Here is a 23502-nt window from a genome sequence, read left to right on the forward strand (position 1 = left end):
ATTGTTATTAATATCTATTCTTCGTCAGCTTGCCACGACTTCATTCGTGATTTGAGTTTTAACATGGCCTGACTGTGAATTTGACTGACTCTTGACTCACTCACATCAAGAACTTCACCTATTTCTCTGAGGTTCAGTTCTTCATCATAGTATAAAGACAGCACTATCGCTTCTCGCTCTGGCAAGGTAGTAATCGCATGCGCTAACGCTTTTTGAAACGCACCTTGCATCAAATCCTCTAGGGGCGCGTCGGAACCACGATTTTGCTCGGTAGAAATCACATCTTCCGAAACACCTAAATCCTCAATGCCTACCAACTTGCCTGCATTCACTTCATTCAGCATTTGATGATAGTCTTGCATGCTGACATTTAGCTTAGCAGCAATATCTACATCCCGCGCGTCTCTGCCTGTTTCACTTTCGACTAATGAAATGGCCTCGGTGATGGCACGACCATTTTTATGTACCGAACGTGGTGTCCAATCACCCTTGCGTATTTCATCTAGCATGGCGCCGCGAATACGAATACCGGCAAATGTCTCAAAACTTGCGCCTTTCGAGCCATCGAAATTTCGTGCTGCTTCTAATAAGCCAATCATTCCCGACTGGATAAGATCATCTACCAACACGCTGGCAGGGAGCCGGGCCATCAAGTGATGGGCTATTCGTTTTACTAGTGGAGCGTGACGCTCTACGAGTTGCGACCTATCTGTTTGTTGTTGATAAGCGGCTGCCTTGCTATTCAACGCTGATTTCCTACTGCTTTATCCGACACCAACTGCTCTATAAAGAACTCTAAATGGCCACCTGGTTGCGCGGGAATAGGCCATGACAATGCTTTATTCGCCAACTGACCAATCGCTACCGCTGCGGGCGAGCTTGGGTACGCATCTACAATAGAAGTTTGCTTTCTCACCGCTTTACGGATGTTCTCATCAAAGGGAACTGTCGCCACTAATTCTAAGGCAACATCAAGAAAGCGCCCGGTTACTTTTGATAACTTACTAAATAACTCTTGCCCTTCGCGCACGTCACGCACCATGTTTGCCACAATTTTAAAGCGAAACACACCGTGCTCTCTGTTGAGTATTTTTATCAGCGCGTAAGCGTCGGTCAGTGATGTTGGTTCATCACAAACTACCACCATGATGTCTTGTGAGGCTTTTGAAAAGCTGAGCACCATATCTGAAATACCGGCGGCGGTATCGACAATAAGCACATCAATTTGCGAGCGTAACTCACTGAACGCGCGGATTAACCCGGCATGTTCAGTAGGAGACAACTCAGCCATAGACTGCGTACCTGAAGTGGCTGGCGCAATCTTTATGCCGTGTGGTCCAGTGACTAACACCTCATCTAAGGTGCATTCGCCAGACAGCACATGGGATAAGTTCTTTTCTACCCTAAGCCCAAGCATGACATCAACATTGGCCAAACCTAAGTCTGCATCCAATACCATGACACGCTTTCCTTGCTTTGCCATCGCAATAGCGGTGTTAAGCGTTATATTTGTTTTACCGACGCCACCTTTACCACCGGTGACTGCGATAACCTTGATTAACCGTGATTGCTTCATTTTTCGTAAGCTACTCGCTTGATCGTCAATCATACTGCTCGTGCTGTTCTGATCACATTATTGCTACTAGTATGATTCAAACCATACTTTTTATAAAGCTTTGCCGCAGCAGATACTAAAGATTTTGCTTCAGCAACCTTAATATCTTCTGGTACTTTCTGTCCATCGGTAACATAGCTTACTGGAAGCTGATACTCTACCGCAGCACTAAGCACTTCCCCTAAAGAGTAGCACTCATCTAGCTTCGTGAAGATACACCCATTTAACTCAATGCCATCGTACGCTTCAATAATACGCTGTAAAGCAGGGTATTGCGTATTCGCTTGCGCCACTAAGTATTTTTTCACCGGCTGCATTTGACCGTTTTCAAATTGCTGAATTTGCTTAATTAATCGGCTATCTCGCTGACTAAAACCGGCGGTGTCAATTAAGACTAGTCGCTTGTGGCGTAATTGGAAAAGCAAATCCGCTAATTCTTCGCTACTTTGTGCTTTTCTCACGGTACAACCAATAATCTTTCCGTATGTCGCCAACTGCTCGAAGGCGGCAATACGATAGGTGTCTATTGTAATCATTGCTACTGAATCTGCGCCGTACTTTTGCGCATAGCGAGCAGCAAGTTTAGCAACGGTGGTTGTCTTACCTGTACCGGTTGGCCCAACTAACGCAACCGCACCTTGTTGGGTAAGTATATCGTTACCTGTGACATTAATGCGATTAGCCAATAGGTTTAGAAGATACACCCAAGCATCACGTTCATTATAGTGAGCTGGTGTATAACTAATCAATTGTGAAGCTAAAGAATGACTTAGCCCCATATCAGTAAGACGCTGTATTAAATAATGATGAACAGGCTGCTGACGGCGCTGCTTGGCTTCCATCAAGTCGGCCACTTGGTGCTGCAACACATTGCGCAGCGATGCCAACTCTTCTTTAATTTGAGCCAGTTCACCGCTAGATTGCGTGTTGCTGTCGTCAATGCTTGCCGCTTGATGGGAGGGAAAAGAATCAGCGGCTGGCGTAGATTCAACTTCATCAATAAAGGCTTCAGAAAAATCAAGGTGAGAGGCTATATCGTTAGCGTGTTGTGGATTTCCGCCGACTGGCCGTGCCTCATCCTTGTAAGCACTGGCTTTAGTCGCAGGCTGGTTTTTTCCACCATGCTGCTTTTCCAATAAGGCTTTAAGGCTATCTGGACCATCATCTCCAATGATTTCGCTTAAACTAGGCATTGGCTGTTGCTGGGGTGTGGATGCCGCCTTTTGCGCTGGTTTAGACACAGACAGTTTCGCTTCAGGCTCTTTGTCATAGGCTGCAACCAGCTCAATGCCATCGGCGACTTTACGGTTAGACATGATAACAGCATCGCTGCCTAACTCAGCCTTAACCTGACGTAATGCTTCACGCATATCTTTGCCAAAAAAACGTCTGATTTTCATTGCACCCTCTCCAATCACCCAGCGTCAGATTATTGACCTACCGAACTGACTATTTTTATCTGTTTATCGTCAGGCACTTCTTGATACGAAAGTACATGTAGGCCTGCAACCGAATATTTTAAGAAGCGAGACAGTACTGGACGCAACATGCCTGACGTGAGTAATACTGCTGGCTCACCCTCAAGCTCTTGTTGCTGACTAGCTTGTTGCAACGATTTCTGCAACTTATCGGCTAGTCCTGGTTCAATTCCAGCGCCATCTTCACCACCCGCTTGTAGAGACTGGTGCAACATCTGTTCCAACTCTGGCGCCAAGGTTATGACAGGTATCTCTTTCGCCCCTTGCGTTATCTCTTGAACAATTAAACGCTTAAGCGCGATACGCACCGCAGACACCAACACGTCTGGGTCTTGGCTTCTAGGGCCATACTCACTGAGGGTTTGCACTATGGTACGCATATCGCGGATGGGCACGCCTTCAAACAACAAGGTCTGAAGAATTTTAACTACCGTGCTTAATGGCAATACCTCCGGCACCAGCCCTTCAACCAATTTAGGGTGCTGTTTAGCGAGCATATCCAGTAGCTGTTGCGCCTCTTCATGCCCTAATAATTGATAGGCATTGTTGGTCAGCAATTGGCTTAAATGTGTGGCGACTACCGTGGCTGCGTCAACCACGGTATATCCTAATGTTTGTGCATGCTCTCGCTTAGTAGGTTTAATCCAAACCGCATCAAGCCCAAACGCAGGGTCTTTCGTTGCCCGACCGTCGAGTTTGCCAAATACTTGACCTGGGTTAATAGCGAGCTCTTCATCATGGCTAATTTGCGCATCGCCAATATTTACGCCAAGCATAGCAATAGTGTAGGTATTCGGCTCAAGGTCTAGATTATCTCTAATGTGCACAGGCGGAATAAGAAAGCCCAGTTCTTGAGATAACTTTTTACGAACCCCTTTAATCCGGGTAAGTAACTCACCACCTTGAGATTTATCAACCAAAGGAATTAATCGATAGCCGACCTCTAAACCAATGGTGTCGACCTGTTGAACATCATCCCACCCCAGTTCCTTCACCTCAGGCGCTACGGTTTGCTCGGTATTCGAGTTGGCTGGCACTTTGGGTTCTTCAGCTTTTCGTTTCGCCACAACACCTTGCCAATAGGCGAAGCCCGCTATAATGGCGGCAAAGCCTAAAAACGCGATATGCGGCATACCAGGAATAATCCCCATCACGAACAATACGCCCGCCGCAATATATAGCGCTTGATTGTTACCTAGCTGGCTGCGGATTTCTTTACCCATTTCTTGGGTTTCATTTTCACGGGTAACGATAATGGCAGTGGCGACAGACAGTAATAAAGACGGAATTTGCGCCACTAATCCGTCACCAATAGTAAGGATGGTGTAAACCTCAATAGCCGTTCCAAAACTTAAACCATGTTGAATCATGCCAATAAATAAGCCACCAACAATATTAATAAGCATGATAAAGAGGCCGGCTACCGCATCCCCTTTTACGAATTTTGATGCACCATCCATTGAACCGTAGAAGTCGGCTTCAGCGGTAATTTCCTCTCGCCTTTGTCTTGCTTGATCTTGATCGATGTACCCAGCATTTAGATCAGCATCTATTGCCATCTGCTTACCTGGCATTGCGTCTAACGTAAAGCGAGCACTAACTTCAGATATACGGCCAGCCCCTGCTGTCACCACTTTAAAGTTAATGATAAGAAGAATCGCGAAGACCACGACACCCACTGCATAATTTCCGCCAATCACCACAGCGCCAAACGCTTCAATTACCTTCCCTGCCGCATCGCCACCTTCATGACCATATAGCAACACCACCCGCGTGGACGCTACATTTAGTGCCAAGCGCAATACTGTGGCGATAAGCAAGACCAAAGGGAAAATGCCGAAATCTACTGGCTTCTGGGTAAGTACAGCCACCAAGATAATGACGAGTGAAAGGGCAATATTGAAGCTAAATAAGACGTCAAGAAGAAACGGTGGCATGGGAAGAATAACCATGCCCATGATAGCGAGTAATACAATGGGGGCGCCCAAACCGCTGGTAAATTGCTGCAGCTGATTTTTATCGAATCGCTGAAGATAACCGGATAACTGCATTTCGTGGTGTCTCTCTATCAGAAAATTGACGCTTAATTGCTTTCTAATAGAGCTACTTCAACTACCGTGCCATCTTTGTTGCACAGGTTTTAGCCATTTATCGGCGTAATTCTGGCGGAATCGGTAAGTCTCGATTGAGGGGTTTTGGTCGCTTGCCTTTGCCCGAACGATGGGCTTTTAGCTGGTAAACATGGGCAAGCACTTGCGCCACCGCCATAAATAAACCGTTGGGCACTTCATCATCCACTTCTGTGGAGTAATAAATAGCGCGAGTCAGTATGGGGCTGGGTATCAAAGGAACATCGTTGGCCGTTGCAATTTTTCTGATATGCATAGCCAGTTCATCCGCTCCTTTAGCCACCACTACGGGGGCTCTTGAACCACTTTCATCATACTTGATAGCCACAGAATAATGTGTGGGGTTGGTGACCACAACGTCGGCATTAGGCACTTCTTGCATCATCCGCCTTGTTGCCGCCTGATATTGAAGACGACGAATGCGGTTTTTCACCATTGGGTTACCTTCCGCATTTTTGTGCTCGTCCTTCACTTCCTGCTTGGTCATTTTCATTTCTTCGTTGTGCTTATACATCTGGTACGGCACATCAATAATGGCGATAGGGATCATGGCGCAGGCTAGGATTAGAAACGCCCATTGCAACATATCAAGCGCTTGAAAAATGTTTCTGGGGTAAAGCTCCATATCTAAATGAAGTGCCTCATCTTGAAAATAAAGAAGTGCACCTATTGCCATGCCTATCACCACCACCACCTTCGCAATAGATTTCAGCAATTCAACCAGGCCATTGGTACCAAACATGCGCTTAAAGCCACTTAAGGGGTTCATTTTAGAACCTTTAGGCTTGGTCCCTTCCCAGGTAAAGTTGTAGCCCCCCAGAGCGATAGAACCATAAATGCCTGCAATCATTGCCACTATCATATAAAGCAACACCGGTGATGAGATGGACGTAAAGGCTTCGCCCCACGCAGCAAACATGTGAGTGGTGTCGTATGTTTCGTCTCGTGATAACACAAACATGCGTTTCGTCAGCGCAAACAAACTTTCCGCAATCCAACCGCCCATAAAGATGAACATGAATGCACTGACAATGAGAACAAGCGTGGTTGAAAGCTCGCGAGAGCGAGCCACTTGGCCTTTCTGTCGCGCTTTCTCGAGCTTTTTCCCCGTGGGGTCTTCTGTTTTTTCGCTTGAATCTGCCATTCTCTATAAGCTCTACTGTTCTACTTTATTAATCATGCTACTTCCCTCAACTAGGGGCATATTCGCAATAGCTGACACATAAACTGTTCGGCACGGTACCATTGCGTTTCAAAATGGGCAGTGAAATTGTCCAGGGTAATCCAAATGATGAATAAGCCCATCACTTGCGCAATTGAAAAGCCAATGCTGAAAATGTTCAGCTGAGGGGCTGCTTTGGTCATCACACCGAAAGCAAGGTTCACAATAAGTAACGATACAATAGGCGCCAGCGACAGGGTGAGCGCTGACACAAACATCCACCCGCCCCAATGCGCGATAGATTGGAATTGTTCTGCCGACCACCATGCCTCGCCCACTGGAAACGCATGAAAGCTCATCACTATCATTTGAATCATAGAAAGATGGCCATCTAAGGTCCAAAACAACAAGGTGGCTAAAATCAAGTAAAACTGGCCCACCGCCGGCACGTTAATGCCGTTTACCGGGTCAACAATTGATGCAAACCCCAAACCGGTTTGCATCGCAATAACCTGCCCAGCCAATACAAATGTATTCAGTACCATCATGGAAACAAAGCCAATGGCTAATCCAATCACTAATTGCTGAATACCCAGCACAAAAGTGCCCACATCCACCAATTGGGTGATTGGCGAAGGAGGAACAACGGGCATGATAATCAGCGTGAGCATGATAGACAAAAGAGCTTTCACTGGCGTAGGGATTGACTTACCACTGAAACCAATCATAGCGGCAAATAGCCCGCTAATGCGCATAAAGGGCATTAACATGTCCGCTAAAAACTGGTTTATGGTAGACAGCTCAAAAACCATATTAGCCAACAACCTGAGGGATCATTTCTACCATATGAAAGGTAAAATCCATCAACTTCTGTACGAGCCAGTTACCACCCCAGCTCAATGCTAAAAGGGTGACCAACAAACGCGGCAGGAAGCTCATGGTTTGCTCGTTGATTGAAGTCGCAGCTTGGAATACCGCCACGACTAACCCCACTATTAAGCTAGGCACAATGACCGCCGATACCAGTACGATTACCATGAACATGGCTTCTCTGAGAATCTCTACAAACACCTCGGGAGACATAAGCCCTCCTAAACACCCATACCAAAACTCGTGGCAAGGGTTCCGAATATTAGGTTCCAGCCGTCGACCAATACGAACAACATAAGCTTAAATGGTAAAGAAACGATCATAGGTGATAGCATCATCATCCCCATTGCCATAAGAATTGACGCCACGACTAAATCGATGATCAAAAAGGGAATGAACAACATAAAGCCAATTTGAAAGGCAGTTTTCAGTTCACTGGTTACGAATGCGGGGATCAGAATCGTCATAGGGACTTCATTGGTATCGGCATATTTACCTTCATCCCCAGCAATGCGTACGAAGGTCTCCAAATCTTTCACCCGAGTCTGCGAAAGCATAAATGCGCGCATGGGGCCCTTGGCCTGTTCAAGAGCATCTAGGCTAGTGAGTTCTTCGTTGAGATAGGGCTGCAAGGCCCTTTCATTCACTTGCTCAAATACCGGCGCCATAATAAACATGGACAAAAAAAGGCTCACCCCGATAAGTATTTGGTTAGAAGGTGACTGTTGAAGCCCAATGGCTTGACGCAATATAGACAGCACAACAATAATGCGGGTGAACGACGTCATCATCATGATAAAGGCTGGAATTAAACTCAGCGCCGTCATGATGAATAATGCCTGTAGGGTCATTGTGTAGTCTTGAGACCCATCCGCGTTTGTCACCACTTTTACCGCGGATATCCCCTGCTGAGCAAAAGCGGGCTCACTCCATGCCACTAAACCTACTAACGCGAAGCATAAAGCAAATAACCTACGCATCCCTGTTATCTCCTTTTTTAATCTCAGGATTTATTTTTCCTGCCATTGCTGCAATGAGTTTTTGTTTAAATCGCGCGGCGCCATCTGCTTTTATATTGTCTTTGGCAGGTATCGGCGTGTCGAGTTTACTTAAATGCGTAATCGTATGACTCGTCACCCCAATCAGGTGCTGCTCATCGCCTACTTCAATCACCATTATTTTTTCTCGCGCACCCGCCACCATACTGGCCACTACCTTCACATGTTGGTTACCTATGCTGGCGACATTAAACCGTCGCGCCACGTAAGCGAGTGCGAATATCATCGCCACAACCACTAATAAAGAGAGGAAAATTGACAGTACCGAGGTAGGATTTGTGATTGATTGGGTTTCTTGCGCACCCACTGACTGAATAAAAACAAGGGGCAGCAAAGCGCAACCCCTTAATGTAAAAGAAGTTTTATCTGAGCTTCTTAATTCTCTCAATTTGACTAATAACATCCGTTAATCGAATACCGAATTTATCGTTGACCACTACTACTTCACCATGAGCAATCAACGTGCCATTTACCAATACATCTAATGGTTCACCGGCAACACGATCCAGTTCCACCACAGAGCCCTGATTCAACTGTAGCAGATTTCGGATACTTATTTGACTACGACCGACTTCCATCGATATGGTAACCGGAATATCCAGTATCGTATCGAGTTTCTTTTTTTCTTCCTGAGTTATGGGTGCATCATCAGTGAGTTCGTCAAGTTCAGCAACTTGAACATCATCATTTTCCTGCTCTGCGTCCTCAGACTCAGCCTGCTCCGCCATAGCGGCAGCCCAATCGTCCATACCATCTTCACTCATGGGACTCTCCCCTTACCTTAAAGGTCTTCTTCGAGTACTTGCAGCTCAGCGTCATTATCGATAATACGCCCGCCGCGGGTTAATAACTGTAATTCAGACTTCACAGAAGTCGGCCGCGCAATTTTTTCCACTATTTTCAACGCCAAGCTGTCACGTGAACGCCCAAGCTTTGCTCTAAAAGTAGGAAGGTCTTCAATTAACACGGTAATGGTTTCTGGCATTTCCACCGGAATGATATCCCCCGGTTTAAATTCCATAATATCCCGTAACGGCACATCCACATCTAGCATGTGTGTGGTAAGTGCAACTTTTACGTCCATAATTTCATCGCGAAGCGCTTTGCTCCAACGTAAATCGGTATCTTCTTTGTCGCTTTGTACCCCTGCATCTAGAAGCTCTCGAATGGGCTCTAGCATGGAGTAAGGCAAAGAGACATGAAAGTCGCCCCCGCCGCCGTCTAACTCAATATGAAATGAGCTAATCACCACGACTTCCGTGGGGCTGACAATATTTGCCATGGCAGGGTTAACTTCAGAGTCGAGATATTCAAACGACACATCCATAACGGGCGCCCATGCTTCTTTGTAATCTTCAAAGATAATTTTAAGCAGCATCTGAATAATACGGCGCTCTGTAGGGGTGAATTCTCGCCCCTCAATTTTGGCGTGATAGCGTCCATCCCCGCCAAAAAAGTTATCAACCAAAATGAAAACTAAACGGGCTTCCATGGTGATAAGCCCGGTCCCTTTCAGGGGGCGGAAACGCACCATGTTTAAACTGGTGGGTACAAACAAGGTATGTATATACTCACCAAACTTTATCATTTGAATGCCGTTAATCGACACTTCTGCGGAGCGGCGCATCATGTTAAACAAGCTCACCCGCATATGCCGGGCAAAGCGCTCATTTACAATCTCAAGCGTAGGCATTCGCCCACGGACAATCCTATCCTGTGAGGAGAAGTCATATTCGAGGGTAGAGGCGTCGTCGTCTGTACCGCCTACCTCATCTTCCTCTACATCATCTACCCCATGTAATAGGGCATCGATTTCATCTTGAGATAATAAATCACTCACCGTCTTCTACCTGTTATTGCATGACAAAGCCAGTAAACAAGACACGTTCTACAACGTCATGCCCTGCAATATCTTTGAGGACTTTCTGTACCTCATTAACAGCTTGTTCACGCAGTTCAATTTTACCCGCTTCCGTCACAAGGTCGTCTGCATTAGCCGAACTAAACACTTGCAACAAGGTGCCCTCAATGAGTGGTATATGGGTTTTTGCCAACTCTTCGTTGTCGCTACCACGCACTAATAGCTGCACTTTAATTTGCACCAACCTATCTCGACCTGAGCCAGGCACGTTAAACACGAAAGGACGAGGCATAGCAACATACAATGCCGTGCCCACTTCAGCCTTCGTTGAAGGCGCTGCTTCGCCAGCCGCTTGTGCGGCTTGGGCATCGGCTTCAGCTAATTGCTCCGCAGCAGGTTCATCACTGCCTGAAAATAGAAGAAAGTACGCCGCCGCTCCACCACCAAGTAGCACAACTGCAACAATAATGATTAACATCATTTTGCCTTTCTTTTTGCCACCTTCTTCTATTTGTAGTTCTTCTTCAGCCATGTCTAATCCGTCATAAATGCAAGAGGCTTTGTATTATCAAGTTTCACCCGAAAATGGCAATGCCAATTCGTAGTATATTTCTCGGACTTAATGCATTTCCCCGTTAATTAGCGGGTTATAAACACTAAGCATAGTAATCAATTCCACCTTTCGCTTGCCGGGTCACCGCTTGCTCCACCACGTGAGTGTCATCTGCGCCATCCGACATTTCATCGCCATTTTGCTGACCATTGCCTGAACCTGCAAGTTGCTGGCCAGACTCTCCAGATTGCGACGAATTATCTTTTCGCACCTCGGCATCGCCCAACTCAAGCCCTTGCTCTGCTAACATTTCTTTTAATCGTGGCATGGCATCAGCAAGCGCGTCTTTTGCCTGCTGAGATTGAACCACAAAACTTACGCTTGCCGCGTCTCCGCTAACATTCACCCTTACTTGCATACTACCGAGTTCTGGGGGATCAAGACGAATTTCGGCCATGGTATTTCTGGCATTAACCATCCAACGAATTTTTTCGTTAAGTTGCTGCTGCCCTTCCGGCTTGTGAATGTTTACGGCCTTATCAAACCCTTCAAATTGTTGCTGTTGTTTTGACGCTTCACTTTTAAGCTGACCATTTTCCACCAACTGGGTGTCAACATTCATCATTTGGCTTTGTAAAGCTTGATGCGCTGCGCCTTGGGTTTGATTAACCAGTTGCATAAACTGCCCAACTTGCGCCTCTGTTTGTGCGTTTAGCTGCTGCATTTGAGCACTGGAGAGCCCCGCTTCGTTAGCGGCACCATCTATAATTGATTGCAAGTCGATACCTGGCTCTCTGCCCTGAGCGATTTGTTGTTGGTACTCATTAATACCAGCTGCAATACTGGTTTTAATCGCTTCTTGTTGCGCTTGAGTGGCGGAAGGTACACTGGCTGCCATGCGTTGCGCAATAGCTTCCGTGGCTTTCTGCGCACTTTCTGGTGACATGCTTGCGAGCATATTTGTTAGTTCATCGGCCCACGTTCCTTCTAACTCCGCTAAATTTGGCGTTAGCACTTCGTTCTCAGACCCCATTGCCTTAGGATCCGCCGTTGCCGATTCTGGTATTTTTACGCCATCGGTCTGTTGAAGTTGGGCTAAGGCATCTTTCATCAAACTAAGGACTAACACTTCGTCTTCAGACAACGACGCCAGCGCGAGGGTTTCGGCATCGGTTAAAGCGGGGTCGCCATTCAAATCCGTTGATACGCTGGAAAACTGAGCAAGTAAGGCGTCCAGTTCCGTATTCGACGTGGCATTTTCACTAGACGTGTCTTGAATGACCGCGGTTAAAGCTTTTAAAGTGGCAAGCGCCTCATCGGAAACCTCATCGTTGTCTTGCGCTAATTCACCCATTAATTGCTGAGTAATCGATAGCACCTCTTCCCCTAAATGATGAGGCTTATCGCCGTCGGCCATCGAGGCGGAGGCTTCAGCGTTCAAGGCCTCTAGCATTTCTGCGAGATAGGCGTTTATCTGCCATCGCGCTTTCTTCGTTAAGGAGCTCGTCGAAAGTAGCAACCTGGGGGTTAGTTTCGCCTGTTTCTGTGTTTTCCGATTTACCTTCGCCTTTAGCCGCTAATACTGCGTCTACGTAGTCAATCCAGCGGGTTGCATTCTCGTTTTCGGTATTCACCTCGTCATCAGTGACGTGGTGACTTTTAACAGGTAAGTCTGCGCGAATGAAAGTGTCTTCCTGCTTTTCACCATTTAATAGTGCATGAAGCCGTTCTTTCAATGCATCGGGTGTAGGTTTTTCGGGTGAGAGTTCGCTTTCACCCGAAAGAAGTGAAGTCTTCGCTAGCGTCTTGAGTCACATCGCTATTGTCTAATTCGCCTATTAAAGAGCTCTCATCTGTTCTGTCAATAAGCGGCTGGTTTGCAGCATCACTCTTTTCGCTTTGCGCTAGGTTGTCTTGTTCATCGAGTGCTGCTTGTAGAGCGCCTTTTGCTTCGTCGTCGGAAACTTGATGACTAGCAGCTTTGTCTTGCTCGGGTTTCGCACTTGATTTACTGGCGTTTTCTGCACTGTTTTTCGTTGATGCTTGAAGCTCGCGATTTTCTTTTCGCTGAAGGTTTTCTTCTCGCTGAAGGCTTTCTTTTCGCTGAAGGCTCTCTTCTCGCTCAAGGTTTTGTTCTTGCTCAAGGCTGTCTCTTCGCGCTAGCTTTTTTTCCTGTGCCAAGTCTTCTCGTTTGAGGCGAGCATCATCGAAAGCTTGTTGGAACGCCTGGTTATTTTGCGAGCGCGACTCAGCGCTAATACCTGCCTCTACGGCTTTTGCCGGTTTACTAGTGGCAAAAGGTAAAGCGGCAGAGTCTGTATTTTGTGCGGCAACTTGTTGCATCATAATATTTACATCCTACGCTGGCATTGCATGCCAATGGCTATGCCTTCTCACACGATTACAAGCTTCTACAATTTCTATAAAATCAGCAACATAGAAATTTTAAATTGTGTCCTTCCTGAGCAAGCGAATAGCGTAACAAGGTGAATAATTATCACCTATGCAATCGGTGACATTAACTAATATAGGGTTATTGCAAAGGGTGTTCCAAGGTAGCGGAAGTCGTTAAAGAAAGTAAGAATTCAACGGTATACTGAGCGTTAGAAGCCTTGTTTTTTGGCGCGAAAAAATCGCTGAGTGGCAAACTCATCCATCATGGCTTGTTCGGCTTTGGCCTCTTTCTGTTGTTTAGCCCGTTGCTGCTTTTCAAGCAAAAGGGTTACCGCTTTTACTTTTTGTTGTTGTTTCAGCCACACTTGCTTGCGTTGATCTGCGGCTAAATTCGCCTGCGCAATCACGTTCATTTGCTGTTCACAGGCTTTGTCTAATTTTCCTACAAAAGAGAGGTGCTGCTGATAATGCTGAGCCGTCACGCCGCCTTGCCCTGTTTGCTGGATATTTCTAATATAGTCGAACCGGTATTGCTCTAAACTTGTGAGTTTTTGCTTTTGCTGATTAACATTCAATTGTGCCTGTTGAAACAATTGCGCGGCCTGCTGCTCTTTCTCTCGCTCAAATTCAGCCACTCGCTCTAACTGCTTAGACATGGATCACCTACCCCTTACCCAAACCTTTCGCTAGCGCACTCATGCCTTCTAAGCATTCGTCGTAGGGTAAAATATTTTTCATTCCTTGCTGCAAAAAGGCGTTGATGGCGGGTTCTGCACGAATGGCGAGGTCTATACGAGGGTCTGACCCCTTCGCATAAGCACCGATGGAGATCAAATCTTGGTTCTGCTTAAAATTAGAATATACCTGACGAATGCGGCGCGCCATCATTTGGTGTTCGTCACTGGTCACCATAGGCATTACGCGGCTAATAGACGCTTCAATATCGATAGCGGGGTAATGGCCGCTGTCAGCCAGGGTTCTGGATAGAACCACATGGCCATCTAAAATAGCCCGTGCAGCATCTGCGATAGGATCTTGTAGGTCATCCCCTTCAGTCAACACAGTATAAAATGCCGTAATAGAGCCTTGTTTCTCGCTACCATTGCCGGCACGTTCTACCAGTGCCGGCAAGCGTGCAAATACCGAAGGTGGGTAGCCTTTGGTCGCAGGAGGCTCACCTACTGCTAACGCAATTTCACGTTGTGCCATGGCGTAACGTGTAAGTGAATCGATAAGCAACAGTACCTTCATGCCTTTATCCCGAAAATATTCGGCAATAGTGACTGCAGTTTCACAACCTTTTAAGCGCATCAGCGGAGAAGTGTCCGCTGGAGCGGCGACAACCACAGCCCGAGCACGCTCTTCTTCTGTCAGAATGTCGTGAATAAACTCTTTAACTTCACGGCCCCGTTCCCCGACTAAACCCACCACTACCACATCGGCTTCACAACCACGGGTCATCATGCCAAGTAACACACTTTTTCCCACACCACTGCCTGCAAACAAGCCCATTCGCTGTCCAACACCCACCGTATTTAATGCATTGATGGCACGCACGCCCACATCCATAGGCTGGGTAATAGGCCGACGAATCAGCGGATTCATCGGCGCTCGAGTCGTGGGCGCCCGTGTTTCAGCCTGAATTTCTCCTAAGCCATCTAAAGGTTGCCCGTTTCCGTCTACTATTCTCCCCAGTAATTCCATTCCAACCGGCAATCCGCTTTGCCTGTTGAGCGGCATAACACGGCTACCTGGCACGATGCCACGCACGGCTTCTGTTGGCATCAGGTAAGTAATGTCATCCCCAAACCCGACAACTTCAGCTTCAATTTCACCTTCAACGGTTTGAACTAAACATTGGCTTCCAACGGGCAGTTGGCAACCAATGGCTTCCAGAGTTAAGCCTATGCCTCTTACGAGTTTACCTGCAGCCACAACGGGGGGAGAAGTCACTTGTTTTGCGAGCGATTCAAAGTGTGAATGCCAAGGGCTAGTCATCAGATAAACCTTGGTTAAGTAAGAATTTGTCGATGACATCACGACAGCGGCGTTCGATAGACACATCAACCGCATTATGTTCAGAGGTAATATCACAGCCTCCACGTTCCATTGCTGGCGCTTCAAAAAACTGCCACCCCTTATCCTCAATGGTTTCATCACCAAAATGGGCTTTAACAAGCTCAATATCGTCAGGATGCATATGCAATTGATAGCGTGTTTGATTGATAGGTAAGGCCTTCATGCCTTCAGACAGCGCCTGAAGAATAACTTGCTCATTTGTACTCACCTCTACCTTCAACACAGCTCGGGCGAGCGAAACGGCAAGTTTAACCAATTGGTCGCGGGTTTCATCATTCGCTTGTGACAAAGGTTGATGTAACTTTTCAGCCAGCTGTTGCCATACCTCGGCTTGCGCTAGCGCTTGGCTACGCCCCTCATCTAAGCCTTGTTCAAGGCCTTCTGCGTGACCGGTTTCACGCCCTTCTGATAAGCCTTGTTCAAGGCCTTCTTGCTTTCCTTCTTCAAACCCTGTGGCTTTGCCTTCTGCATAACCTTCATCGTAAGCGGCTTGACGAATAGCCTCAATCTCATCGGCGGTAGGAGGGAGAATCTCTTCTTCCTCTTCCGGGGGTTCGTACTTCCAATCGGAACGAAAGTTAAGGGCGTTGGTTTTTCCGTCGTCTTGCTGCTGTCGCGCATCCTCCACAAAAGGCAAATCCCATGCCTTTGCTTCGTGAAGTTCGTCGTCGCTAAAGCCTTTATTTGATGACATTTGACTACCTAAATTGTTTGCTTCATTGGCGTAAACTGGGGAGTATTACAAGAATTCTTCACCACCGCCGCCACCTAGCATAATTTCGCCAGAATCAGACAGTCTACGTGCCACCGATAGAATTTCTTTTTGTGCAGTTTCCACTTCAGAAATACGCACTGGCCCCAAGGCCTCAAGATCATCGTTAAGCATTTCTGCCGCGCGTTTAGACATATTTTTCATGATCTTATTCTTCAGCTCTTCATCAGCACCTTTTATCGATTTAAGTAGCGCATCTTGCTGAACTTCTCGAAGGATAGCTTGAATACCTTTGTCATCAACATCAATCAGGTTATCAAAGACAAACATGAGGTCTTGAATTTGCTGACTCATCTCTTCGTCTTGCTCTCTGATCGCATCCATTAACTGCCCCTCAATAGCCGTATCGAGGTAGTTCATGATATTGGCTGCAGACTTCAAGCCGCCCATCTTGGCCGCTTGCGTACCCGCTTGACCTGCAAACTGTTTCTCCATAATTTCGTTCAGTTCTTGCAGTGCAGCTGGCTGAACTTCTTCGAGGTTAGCAATACGCATTAATAAATCAAGGCGTACTTTCTCTGGGAACTGTGCCAAAATTTCGGCGCTTTGTTCAGGTTCAAGGTAAGACAACACAATGGTTTGAATTTGCGGGTGCTCATTGCGAATGATACTGGCCACCTGCTTAGAGTCCATCCATTTAAGTGAATCTAAACCTTTGGCCCCACTGCCCATAAGAATTTGGTCAATCAGGTTGGCCGCTTTGTCCTCACCTAATGCCGCTGTAAGGGCGCGTTTAACAAAGTCTTGGCTTTGGAAGCCAATGGTGCTGTAGTTTTGAATTTCTTCAATAAAGTGTTTATGCACAGCCGTAATCTTGGTCTGTGTCATATCATCTACCTTGGCCATCTCTGAGCCCAACTTCTGGACCTGTTTGGGTTCAAGGTGCTTTAATATTTGAGCAGCGTCTTCTTCTGAAAGACTCAGTAGCAATATGGCAGCCTTCTCGACGCCCTCTAACTTACTTACATCGTAAGACTGTTCTTCAACATTGGCGAGTTCTTCAGCCATAATACGCTCTCACTTACTCATCTTGCATCAGCCAGCCTTTAACAACTTGGGCTGACAATTCTGGTTCATTGGCCACGAGTGCACGCACCGCTTTTAATACGTCTTCATCTTTATGTAAATCTGGCAGCATCAAAGACCCGTCGGCAGCAAAGCCCACTTGACCTTCATCGAAATCGGAAGACAGCATGCTGATGGTTTCATCACCAAGGTCTAGACCTTCATCTGCATCAAAATCTTCTGCTTCTTTGGTGTCATCAGGGTTAATCAGGCGACGTAGCATGGGTCGAATAACAAATATGATGAGCACGATAATGACGAGGCCACCCACCACCAGCTTAAGTATAGGCAAAAATCCGGGCTGTTCCCACAGTGGAACCTCTTCCATAACGCCGCTGTCCATTCGTGTGAACGGAACACTGACCACTTCAAGAGAGTCGCCTCGGGTAACGTCAAAGCCAATACCGCCTTGCAACAAACGGCGAATATTCAGTAACTCTTCTTGTTTTCTTGGCTCACTGGTTGTACTGCCGTCTTCGCCAGTCAGCTGTGTATAATCTACAGCCACCGACACGCTTAAACGTCGAATAACGCCACTTTGCTTTTTCGTGTGGCTAATGGTGGTATCTAATTCATAGTTGCGGGTAGACTCTTTCGCCGTTCTGCCTGGCAAGGTTGGTTGGTTGCCAGCTCCGGCTTGCTCAGGAATATTCGAATCAAGAGGAGGTTGATTGGAAAGCGCGCCAGGAATGCCGCCAACGCCGCCGCCCACACTGTTTTCCTCTACAATCATTTCACTGCGCACGGCGGGCAAATCAGGGTTATAACTGCGCTGGGTTTGCTCCATGGCAGTAAAGTCCATGCTGACGTCCGCTTGCGCCGTGTAGTTACCAATGCCGAGTACGGGGATCAAAATAGCATCTATTTTCTCCAGGTATTCTTGTTCCCGTTGACGCTCTATTTCGTATTCTTTATGGGCTCTAGCACTTAATGAATCTTGCGAACCTGAGTTGAGTAAGCGGCCGTTGCTGTCGGTGACCGTGACTTTTGATGGTTCCATATTCTGCACAGCAGATGCCACGATATCAATCACGGCATCCACTTCCTCACCCGCGATAACCGACCCGCGTTTTGCGGTTAATACTACCGTAGCTGAGGCCTTTTTTTCACGTCTCGCAAAAACGTTTTCTTTCGGCATAGCCAGTAGTACCCGGGCTTTTTGAATACTTGTCATATCTTCAATGGTGGATGCAATTTGCTGTTCACGGGCGTGTTTTAATCTTTCCATTTCCACCCGTTGACTGACACCGAACCCCATGTCTTGCATGATAATGTCGGTTCCGCTATCGCTGCTATTGGTTAAGCCTTGGCGCGTCATACCTAAACGGATATTTTGAAACTCATCGCTTCTTACATAAACCGTGTTTCCTTCTAAACGGTACTCTATTTGGTTGGCATCCATGTAATCTAGCGTTTCGATGAGCTCCTGGGTCTCCATTTTGGCTAGAGGACGAAAATCAGGTTCTTGTGCCCAAATCAAAATAAACACCGCAATGGCCACACAGATAACAAGCACGACCACAAGTGCCATTTGTCGCATCATGTCTGTGTTGCCTAAGGTATCCATGAACCCAGATTTATTTTCTGGTTCCACATCGCCTGCTGTACTTTGATCGGGTACGGTTAAATTTGTGCCTGTTGCCTCAGCCATGATCTACTCCAACTACACTGGCATGTTCATGATTTGCTTGTACGCTTCAAGCACTTTATTTCTCACTTGCACGGTTGCCTCAAACGCAATACCCGCTTTCTCTTTGGTGAGCATAACTTCAGCTAAACTTAATGAGTTGTCGCCCATTTCGAACCGTTGTTGCGCATTTTTCGATTCTAACTGCATACCATTTACACCATCTACCGCTTGCTTAAGCATGTTAGAAAAATCATCTTTTGTGGGATTAATGTCTGGTAATGTCTGGGGCTCATTAACCTGAAGACGAGACTGCCCAATCATATTTTGCATTTCTTGATACAAACTGTTGGCTTTGACGTCCATAACCACTCCTACACGATTTCGTCGAAAAATTGCCGCTATGCGGCGAAATGTTGCTGTTAACCAGAACAAATGCAATCAACAAGCCAACTTTAAAAAGCATTTAAAATCAGAGGTTTGAATGTAAAACTCAGAGGAAAGCCAATTTTATGACAGGATGACGCCAATTTCACAACAGCACGCATTCATGGTGGTGCTTGTCGTGCTCAGCCAGATTGAAAATGAATAAGTCTCGCTAGGCGGCTAGTACCTAACGAGACCTCAGTCGTCGTGCATTTAAGCACGTTGCTTTTTGACAAATAACTTTTTATATCTGAACTTAACTATGCAGGCACTTCAATACCGTCTTCGCGCATTCTAGCGAGCTTGTAACGCAAGGTTCTAGGGCTAATCCCCAACTTCTCGGCCACATCTTTACGCTTGCCATTGCACAGCGCTAACGTATCTAAAATAATTTGATGTTCTTGCTGGCGAAGTTCAGAACCCAGTTTGCTATTGTCATCAGGTTCAACCTGCATTTCCATTTCGCTGTGCACCGCCATATCTATCATCAAATCGCCTGAATCAACAAGGCCCCCTTCACAAAGAATTAACGCCCTTTGCACTACGTTTTCTAATTCGCGAACGTTGCCCGGCCACGTATATTGAGACAGTTTGTTTCTCGCCGCGGCACTTAATTTTACTGTCCCCAAATTCTGATTTGCCGCATGTCGCGATATAAGATGTTCCGCTAAGGGGACAATATCACCCGGACGCTCAGACAAGGGACGCCATGTAATAGGAAATACATTCAAGCGATAATACAAATCTTCTCTAAACTCCCCTCGTTCTACGGCTTTGCGTAAGTCACGGTTGCTAGTAGCAATAACACGCACGTCGAGTTTGATGTTTTTTCTGCCGCCCAAGCGTTCCACTTCCCTTTCTTGCAACACACGAAGCAACTTTGCCTGCAACGCCAAATCCATTTCTGTAATTTCGTCTAACAATAAGGTCCCGCTTTGCGCTTGTTCGAATTTACCAGGACAGGCTTGAACCGCGCCGGTAAACGCGCCTTTCTCATAGCCAAACAACGTGGCTTCCAACATATTTTCAGGAATAGCGGCGCAATTAATGGCCACGAAAGGCGCGTCAGCACGCTGTGACTGGTCATGAATATAGCGTGAGAGCACCTCTTTACCCGAACCACTCGGCCCCATGACCATCACAGTAGCGTCAGACTTCGCGACTTTTCGCGATAAGGCGAGTAGTTGCAAACTGGAAGGGTCTGCCACGATGGGCGTGCGTGACTCAATTTTTTGTGCTGGCGCATATCGCCCAACTAAATTGAGTAACACTTCCGGTGCAAACGGCTTAGATAAGTAATCTGTTGCGCCATCTCGCATGGCTTGAACCGCATCATTTATTGTGGCAAACGCTGTCATGAGTAACACTGGCATTTGCGGGTATTTCGCTTTAATGCTTTTAAGCAAAGCGAGGCCGCTTATTTCGCCCATTTGAATATCGCTCACCACTAGGTCTATTTTTCTCCCAGATAGCACCATCAACGCCGATTCTGCGCAGTCGGCATCAACGACATCATAATCGCCGAGTAACAAGGTATCGTATAAGGCTTCACGTAAGCCTGCATCGTCTTCCACGATAAGAATGGTTGTTTTAGCCATAAGAAAGTACTCCTGCCTTTATGCGACCTTAGTTTTTTGCTCAGAAGAATGAACCGCCTGTGAGGCTGAACAAGGGATTGCTATGGTGAAACACGCGCCACCATGGGCAAGATTTGACACCGTGAGTTGACCGTTATGCGCATTCACGACTGATTTCACAACGGCAAGCCCTAAACCTGTACCATGGGTTTTCGTGGTATAGAAGGGTTCAAAAATTTTGTTTTGCAAGTGTGCTGGAACGCCAGGACCCTGGTCACAAACGGAAATAGCAAGTTTGTTGCTGACAACGTGCGCTTTAACACAGATAGCTTGGCCTTTAGGCGTCACCTGACTTGCATTATGTACCAGGTTCAATATGGCGCCCTGCAAGGCCGTAAGGTTTCCGGTAACCGATATATTAGCGTTAAACCCCTCTACCGATATTGATTGAGCCGCCTGACTAGCCATGGTTTGCGACGTAGGCAAAATAGCCTCTTCAAGCTCTTGTGATGAAATAGACGCAACCACTTGCTCTTCACCCGACTTCGCGAATAGCAACATATCGTTGACCTGACTTTCTAGCTCTTTTAACCGGTCTGTCAGTTTATGAGCAAATTGCTCGCCGGCATTTTCTGGTAAATTTTTACGCGTTAAGTTAGAGGCATAAAGCATAGCTGCAGATAGCGGCGTTCTAATCTGATGAGCGAGTGAGGCCACCATTTTGCCAAGTGAAGACAAGCGCTGCATATGACTCACTCGTGCTTGGAGCTCACGGGTTTCCGTTAAGTCCGTTATTACAATAAGCTGGCCCGGCTCTTTCTCCAATGGCGTAATAGACAGCTTCACACGACGCCCATCCACCAAGGAAACCTCGTGACCATCGTCAGCTCTTGGTTTAAATGAACGTGCGATAATATTTCGCCAAACCTGCTCTTCGAGAGGCTCGCCCAGTAAGGACTTTGCTTGATCATTGGCTTGCTTCACTACGCCTTTACCATCAAGCACAATAACCCCAGCTGGCATAACCTTGAGTAAATGTTCTAGTTGACTTGCTTGGCGACGAAGCGATGCCACCTCATCAGCGCTTACCACAGAAACAGGGGCGGAATTAAAACTTTCTTCAAAAGTAGCGCCCACGGGAGCTACATCATAAGAAGATAAAAATGAGTCTGTTGTAGATATATTGCTGTCGTAAGTCATATCGCCCTCGTCAAATAGCAGACGTTTTACTCTATGACTTTACTTAGCAGGACACGTGCCAATATTTATATCGTTAAATATCAACACGTTATCTTGATTTAATCTGATTTTATCACGTCAATTCCCTGACGTTAGACTTCCTCAACACGTTGAATATCGTACTTTCGCATCTTTTCAACCAAGGTGGTTCTTCGCATACCCAACTTATCAGCCGCCCTTGCAACAACCCAATCTTGTTGCTCCAATGCTTGACGAATTAAGTTAATTTCTAACTCAGATAAATACTCTTTCAAATTCACCCCCTCTTCAGGCAGTGAAGAGCGCATCAATAAGCCACTGTCATCTTCATCAGGATCTTCTTCTACTTCCTGTGCCGCCGCCTCGGCAAATAATGCATTAAAAGCGTCTCTTTCAAGCAATTCTTCTGGGTAATCAGGTTCGTAAGCTTGAACATCGCCGTATTGATATTTATCGGGTAAATCTGCCACATCAACCACTTGAGAGGGGTAAAGAATACTGAGGCGCTCCACCAGGTTTGAAAGCTCTCTAACGTTCCCGGCCCAATCGTGTTCCATCAGGGATGCAATCGCTCGTTCTGTAAAGTGTACACCTTCGACACCGTCGCCTTGAATACGGCTGTTAAGTTCTTGCAGCAGTAACGGGATATCGTCTTTTCGTTGACGCAGCGCCGGACTGTCTATGGGAAAGACGTTCAGCCTGTAATAAAGGTCTTCTCGAAACTTATCTTCCTTTATCATGGTTTCTAAGTTTCGGTGGGTGGCTGCGATAATACGAACATTACACTTTAAGGGTTTACTGCCGCCCACTCGCTCGAATATTCTTTCTTGCAGCACCCGAAGTAACTTTACCTGCATTTGCAACGGCATATCGCCAATCTCATCAAGAAACAGCGTGCCATTTTCCGCAAGCTCAAAGCGGCCCTTTCGAGCACTGATGGCGCCAGTAAACGCGCCTTTTTCATGACCAAAAAGTTCGCTTTCCAGCAATTCGCCTGGAATTGCGCCACAATTTACAGGAATGAATGGCCCATCTTTTCGTTCAGACAAAAAGTGAACGTTACGCGCCACGACCTCTTTACCGGTCCCCGATTCCCCGAGGATTAAAACAGTGGCTTCAGTGGGCGCTACTTGCTCGACTAACCGTCGAACAATTTGTATCTGATCGCTTTGACCCACGAGGCTTCGAAATAAGCGAGTTTTTGCTCCACCCGACCGTGTATTCCCCGGCTTTCGGCGTGAATATTCTTGGCAACGATGAATGGCTTGCGTCAAGACAGGATAGGTAAGCGGAAGCGTCACTACACTTACCAAATTACACTCAGCAGTTGTCTCGCCATTTTGTTTTTGAAGCACAACAAAAGGAATATGTGGGAAGCGCGCAATAAGCGCTTTTACCGCAGATGGCAATGTGTAATCAATCAAGACAGCATCTGCGCCACTGTCTTGCAAATAATCTTCGCATTCATGAAAGCCTCGCGACTGACACGACTCACCTAGAAACGTCACTATGGTTTCTAAACTATGAATTAGTTCCTGGTTATCGCTAACCAGCAGAATATCCTTCATTAATTCCCCGAGAACGCTTTGTTATTATTTACAGTTTAGCGCATTTGCAA

At 46.6% G+C, this 23502-nt stretch carries 24 protein-coding genes; all 24 read right to left on the reverse strand.

Annotated elements, in window-relative coordinates; all coding sequences use genetic code 11:
- Positions 1-14: 14 nt before the first annotated feature.
- The 24 genes from IUA53_RS14765 to IUA53_RS14880 all read right to left on the reverse strand — a co-directional run bounded on the left by IUA53_RS14765 (position 15) and on the right by IUA53_RS14880 (position 23452).
- Entirely contained in the window at positions 15-746 is a 732-nt protein-coding gene (locus tag IUA53_RS14765; protein ID WP_044056358.1) for an RNA polymerase sigma factor FliA, read from the reverse strand.
- Positions 743-1609: a MinD/ParA family ATP-binding protein gene (locus IUA53_RS14770; protein WP_044056357.1), complete on the reverse strand. Its 867-nt coding sequence runs from the start codon at positions 1607-1609 to the stop codon at positions 743-745. Before IUA53_RS14770 ends, IUA53_RS14765 begins: the two co-directional genes overlap by 4 nt.
- Positions 1606-3015: a flagellar biosynthesis protein FlhF gene (flhF, locus tag IUA53_RS14775; RefSeq protein ID WP_196897314.1), complete on the reverse strand. Its 1410-nt coding sequence runs from the start codon at positions 3013-3015 to the stop codon at positions 1606-1608. The genes IUA53_RS14770 and flhF overlap by 4 nt, the downstream gene beginning before the upstream one ends.
- Before the next feature lie 29 nt (positions 3016-3044).
- Positions 3045-5144, reverse strand: coding sequence for a flagellar biosynthesis protein FlhA (flhA, locus tag IUA53_RS14780; RefSeq protein ID WP_196897315.1), 2100 nt, complete (start codon positions 5142-5144; stop codon positions 3045-3047).
- A gap of 97 nt (positions 5145-5241) precedes the next feature.
- Positions 5242-6366 carry a flagellar biosynthesis protein FlhB gene (gene flhB / locus IUA53_RS14785; RefSeq protein WP_196897316.1) on the reverse strand — a complete coding sequence of 375 codons (1125 nt, stop codon included), beginning with the start codon at positions 6364-6366 and terminating at the stop codon, positions 5242-5244.
- A gap of 50 nt (positions 6367-6416) precedes the next feature.
- Positions 6417-7196, reverse strand: coding sequence for a flagellar biosynthetic protein FliR (fliR, locus tag IUA53_RS14790; RefSeq protein WP_044056353.1), 780 nt, complete (start codon positions 7194-7196; stop codon positions 6417-6419).
- A gap of 1 nt (position 7197) precedes the next feature.
- On the reverse strand, positions 7198-7467 hold the full coding sequence (fliQ, locus tag IUA53_RS14795) for a flagellar biosynthesis protein FliQ (protein ID WP_013785095.1): 270 nt from the start codon (positions 7465-7467) through the stop codon (positions 7198-7200).
- 8 nt (positions 7468-7475) lie between these two features.
- Positions 7476-8234: a flagellar type III secretion system pore protein FliP gene (fliP, locus tag IUA53_RS14800; protein WP_044056352.1), complete on the reverse strand. Its 759-nt coding sequence runs from the start codon at positions 8232-8234 to the stop codon at positions 7476-7478.
- Positions 8227-8646, reverse strand: a complete 420-nt coding sequence (fliO, locus tag IUA53_RS14805; RefSeq protein WP_044056351.1) for a flagellar biosynthetic protein FliO — start codon at positions 8644-8646, stop codon at positions 8227-8229. The genes fliP and fliO overlap by 8 nt, the downstream gene beginning before the upstream one ends.
- Positions 8647-8674: 28 nt before the next feature.
- On the reverse strand, positions 8675-9076 hold the full coding sequence (fliN, locus tag IUA53_RS14810) for a flagellar motor switch protein FliN (protein WP_044056350.1): 402 nt from the start codon (positions 9074-9076) through the stop codon (positions 8675-8677).
- 17 nt (positions 9077-9093) lie between these two features.
- The gene (gene fliM, locus IUA53_RS14815; protein ID WP_044446492.1) at positions 9094-10152 is read right to left on the reverse strand and encodes a flagellar motor switch protein FliM; all 1059 of its coding nucleotides are present in this window, start codon (positions 10150-10152) and stop codon (positions 9094-9096) included.
- 13 nt (positions 10153-10165) lie between these two features.
- Positions 10166-10705, reverse strand: a complete 540-nt coding sequence (fliL, locus tag IUA53_RS14820; RefSeq protein WP_044056348.1) for a flagellar basal body-associated protein FliL — start codon at positions 10703-10705, stop codon at positions 10166-10168.
- Between the two features lie 124 nt (positions 10706-10829).
- On the reverse strand, positions 10830-12179 hold the full coding sequence (locus IUA53_RS14825) for a flagellar hook-length control protein FliK (RefSeq protein WP_196897317.1): 1350 nt from the start codon (positions 12177-12179) through the stop codon (positions 10830-10832).
- Positions 12157-12462, reverse strand: coding sequence for a hypothetical protein (locus tag IUA53_RS14830; RefSeq protein ID WP_196897318.1), 306 nt, complete (start codon positions 12460-12462; stop codon positions 12157-12159). Before IUA53_RS14830 ends, IUA53_RS14825 begins: the two co-directional genes overlap by 23 nt.
- Before the next feature lie 37 nt (positions 12463-12499).
- Complete coding sequence (locus IUA53_RS14835) at positions 12500-13072, reverse strand: hypothetical protein (RefSeq protein ID WP_196897319.1); 573 nt, start codon at positions 13070-13072, stop codon at positions 12500-12502.
- A gap of 257 nt (positions 13073-13329) precedes the next feature.
- Positions 13330-13776: a flagellar export protein FliJ gene (fliJ, locus tag IUA53_RS14840; protein ID WP_044056347.1), complete on the reverse strand. Its 447-nt coding sequence runs from the start codon at positions 13774-13776 to the stop codon at positions 13330-13332.
- A 7-nt stretch (positions 13777-13783) separates the two neighbouring features.
- Positions 13784-15118, reverse strand: a complete 1335-nt coding sequence (gene fliI, locus IUA53_RS14845) for a flagellar protein export ATPase FliI (RefSeq protein WP_044446489.1) — start codon at positions 15116-15118, stop codon at positions 13784-13786.
- A complete protein-coding gene (gene fliH / locus IUA53_RS14850) occupies positions 15111-15893 on the reverse strand; it encodes a flagellar assembly protein FliH (RefSeq protein WP_044446487.1) in 783 nt (260 codons plus the stop codon). The genes fliI and fliH overlap by 8 nt, the downstream gene beginning before the upstream one ends.
- Positions 15894-15938: 45 nt before the next feature.
- Complete coding sequence (fliG, locus tag IUA53_RS14855; protein WP_044056344.1) at positions 15939-16979, reverse strand: flagellar motor switch protein FliG; 1041 nt, start codon at positions 16977-16979, stop codon at positions 15939-15941.
- A 13-nt stretch (positions 16980-16992) separates the two neighbouring features.
- Positions 16993-18687, reverse strand: a complete 1695-nt coding sequence (fliF, locus tag IUA53_RS14860; protein ID WP_196897320.1) for a flagellar basal-body MS-ring/collar protein FliF — start codon at positions 18685-18687, stop codon at positions 16993-16995.
- A gap of 12 nt (positions 18688-18699) precedes the next feature.
- On the reverse strand, positions 18700-19029 hold the full coding sequence (gene fliE, locus IUA53_RS14865) for a flagellar hook-basal body complex protein FliE (protein ID WP_044056342.1): 330 nt from the start codon (positions 19027-19029) through the stop codon (positions 18700-18702).
- Between the two features lie 320 nt (positions 19030-19349).
- A complete protein-coding gene (locus IUA53_RS14870) occupies positions 19350-20687 on the reverse strand; it encodes a sigma-54-dependent transcriptional regulator (RefSeq protein ID WP_196897321.1) in 1338 nt (445 codons plus the stop codon).
- 18 nt (positions 20688-20705) lie between these two features.
- Positions 20706-21866: a sensor histidine kinase gene (locus tag IUA53_RS14875; RefSeq protein WP_196897322.1), complete on the reverse strand. Its 1161-nt coding sequence runs from the start codon at positions 21864-21866 to the stop codon at positions 20706-20708.
- Between the two features lie 131 nt (positions 21867-21997).
- Entirely contained in the window at positions 21998-23452 is a 1455-nt protein-coding gene (locus IUA53_RS14880; RefSeq protein WP_196897323.1) for a sigma-54 dependent transcriptional regulator, read from the reverse strand.
- Between the last annotated feature and the right edge of the window lie 50 nt (positions 23453-23502).

Origin of the sequence: Alteromonas sp. B31-7 (assembly GCF_015767655.1) — a bacterium.
GTDB classification, from domain to species: Bacteria; Pseudomonadota; Gammaproteobacteria; order Enterobacterales; family Alteromonadaceae; genus Alteromonas; species Alteromonas australica.

Coding starts and splice junctions, on each gene's coding strand:
- IUA53_RS14770 (WP_044056357.1), bottom strand. CDS start 1,609: ATGATTGACGATCAAGCGAGTAGCTTACGAAAAATGAAGCAATCACGG.
- flhF (WP_196897314.1), bottom strand. CDS start 3,015: ATGAAAATCAGACGTTTTTTTGGCAAAGATATGCGTGAAGCATTACGT.
- flhA (WP_196897315.1), bottom strand. CDS start 5,144: ATGCAGTTATCCGGTTATCTTCAGCGATTCGATAAAAATCAGCTGCAG.
- flhB (WP_196897316.1), bottom strand. CDS start 6,366: ATGGCAGATTCAAGCGAAAAAACAGAAGACCCCACGGGGAAAAAGCTC.
- fliR (WP_044056353.1), bottom strand. CDS start 7,196: ATGGTTTTTGAGCTGTCTACCATAAACCAGTTTTTAGCGGACATGTTA.
- fliQ (WP_013785095.1), bottom strand. CDS start 7,467: ATGTCTCCCGAGGTGTTTGTAGAGATTCTCAGAGAAGCCATGTTCATG.
- fliP (WP_044056352.1), bottom strand. CDS start 8,234: ATGCGTAGGTTATTTGCTTTATGCTTCGCGTTAGTAGGTTTAGTGGCA.
- fliN (WP_044056350.1), bottom strand. CDS start 9,076: ATGAGTGAAGATGGTATGGACGATTGGGCTGCCGCTATGGCGGAGCAG.
- fliL (WP_044056348.1), bottom strand. CDS start 10,705: ATGGCTGAAGAAGAACTACAAATAGAAGAAGGTGGCAAAAAGAAAGGC.
- IUA53_RS14825 (WP_196897317.1), bottom strand. CDS start 12,179: ATGCTAGAGGCCTTGAACGCTGAAGCCTCCGCCTCGATGGCCGACGGC.
- IUA53_RS14835 (WP_196897319.1), bottom strand. CDS start 13,072: ATGATGCAACAAGTTGCCGCACAAAATACAGACTCTGCCGCTTTACCT.
- fliJ (WP_044056347.1), bottom strand. CDS start 13,776: ATGTCTAAGCAGTTAGAGCGAGTGGCTGAATTTGAGCGAGAGAAAGAG.
- fliI (WP_044446489.1), bottom strand. CDS start 15,118: ATGACTAGCCCTTGGCATTCACACTTTGAATCGCTCGCAAAACAAGTG.
- fliH (WP_044446487.1), bottom strand. CDS start 15,893: ATGTCATCAAATAAAGGCTTTAGCGACGACGAACTTCACGAAGCAAAG.
- fliG (WP_044056344.1), bottom strand. CDS start 16,979: ATGGCTGAAGAACTCGCCAATGTTGAAGAACAGTCTTACGATGTAAGT.
- fliF (WP_196897320.1), bottom strand. CDS start 18,687: ATGGCTGAGGCAACAGGCACAAATTTAACCGTACCCGATCAAAGTACA.
- fliE (WP_044056342.1), bottom strand. CDS start 19,029: ATGGACGTCAAAGCCAACAGTTTGTATCAAGAAATGCAAAATATGATT.
- IUA53_RS14870 (WP_196897321.1), bottom strand. CDS start 20,687: ATGGCTAAAACAACCATTCTTATCGTGGAAGACGATGCAGGCTTACGT.
- IUA53_RS14875 (WP_196897322.1), bottom strand. CDS start 21,866: ATGACTTACGACAGCAATATATCTACAACAGACTCATTTTTATCTTCT.
- IUA53_RS14880 (WP_196897323.1), bottom strand. CDS start 23,452: ATGAAGGATATTCTGCTGGTTAGCGATAACCAGGAACTAATTCATAGT.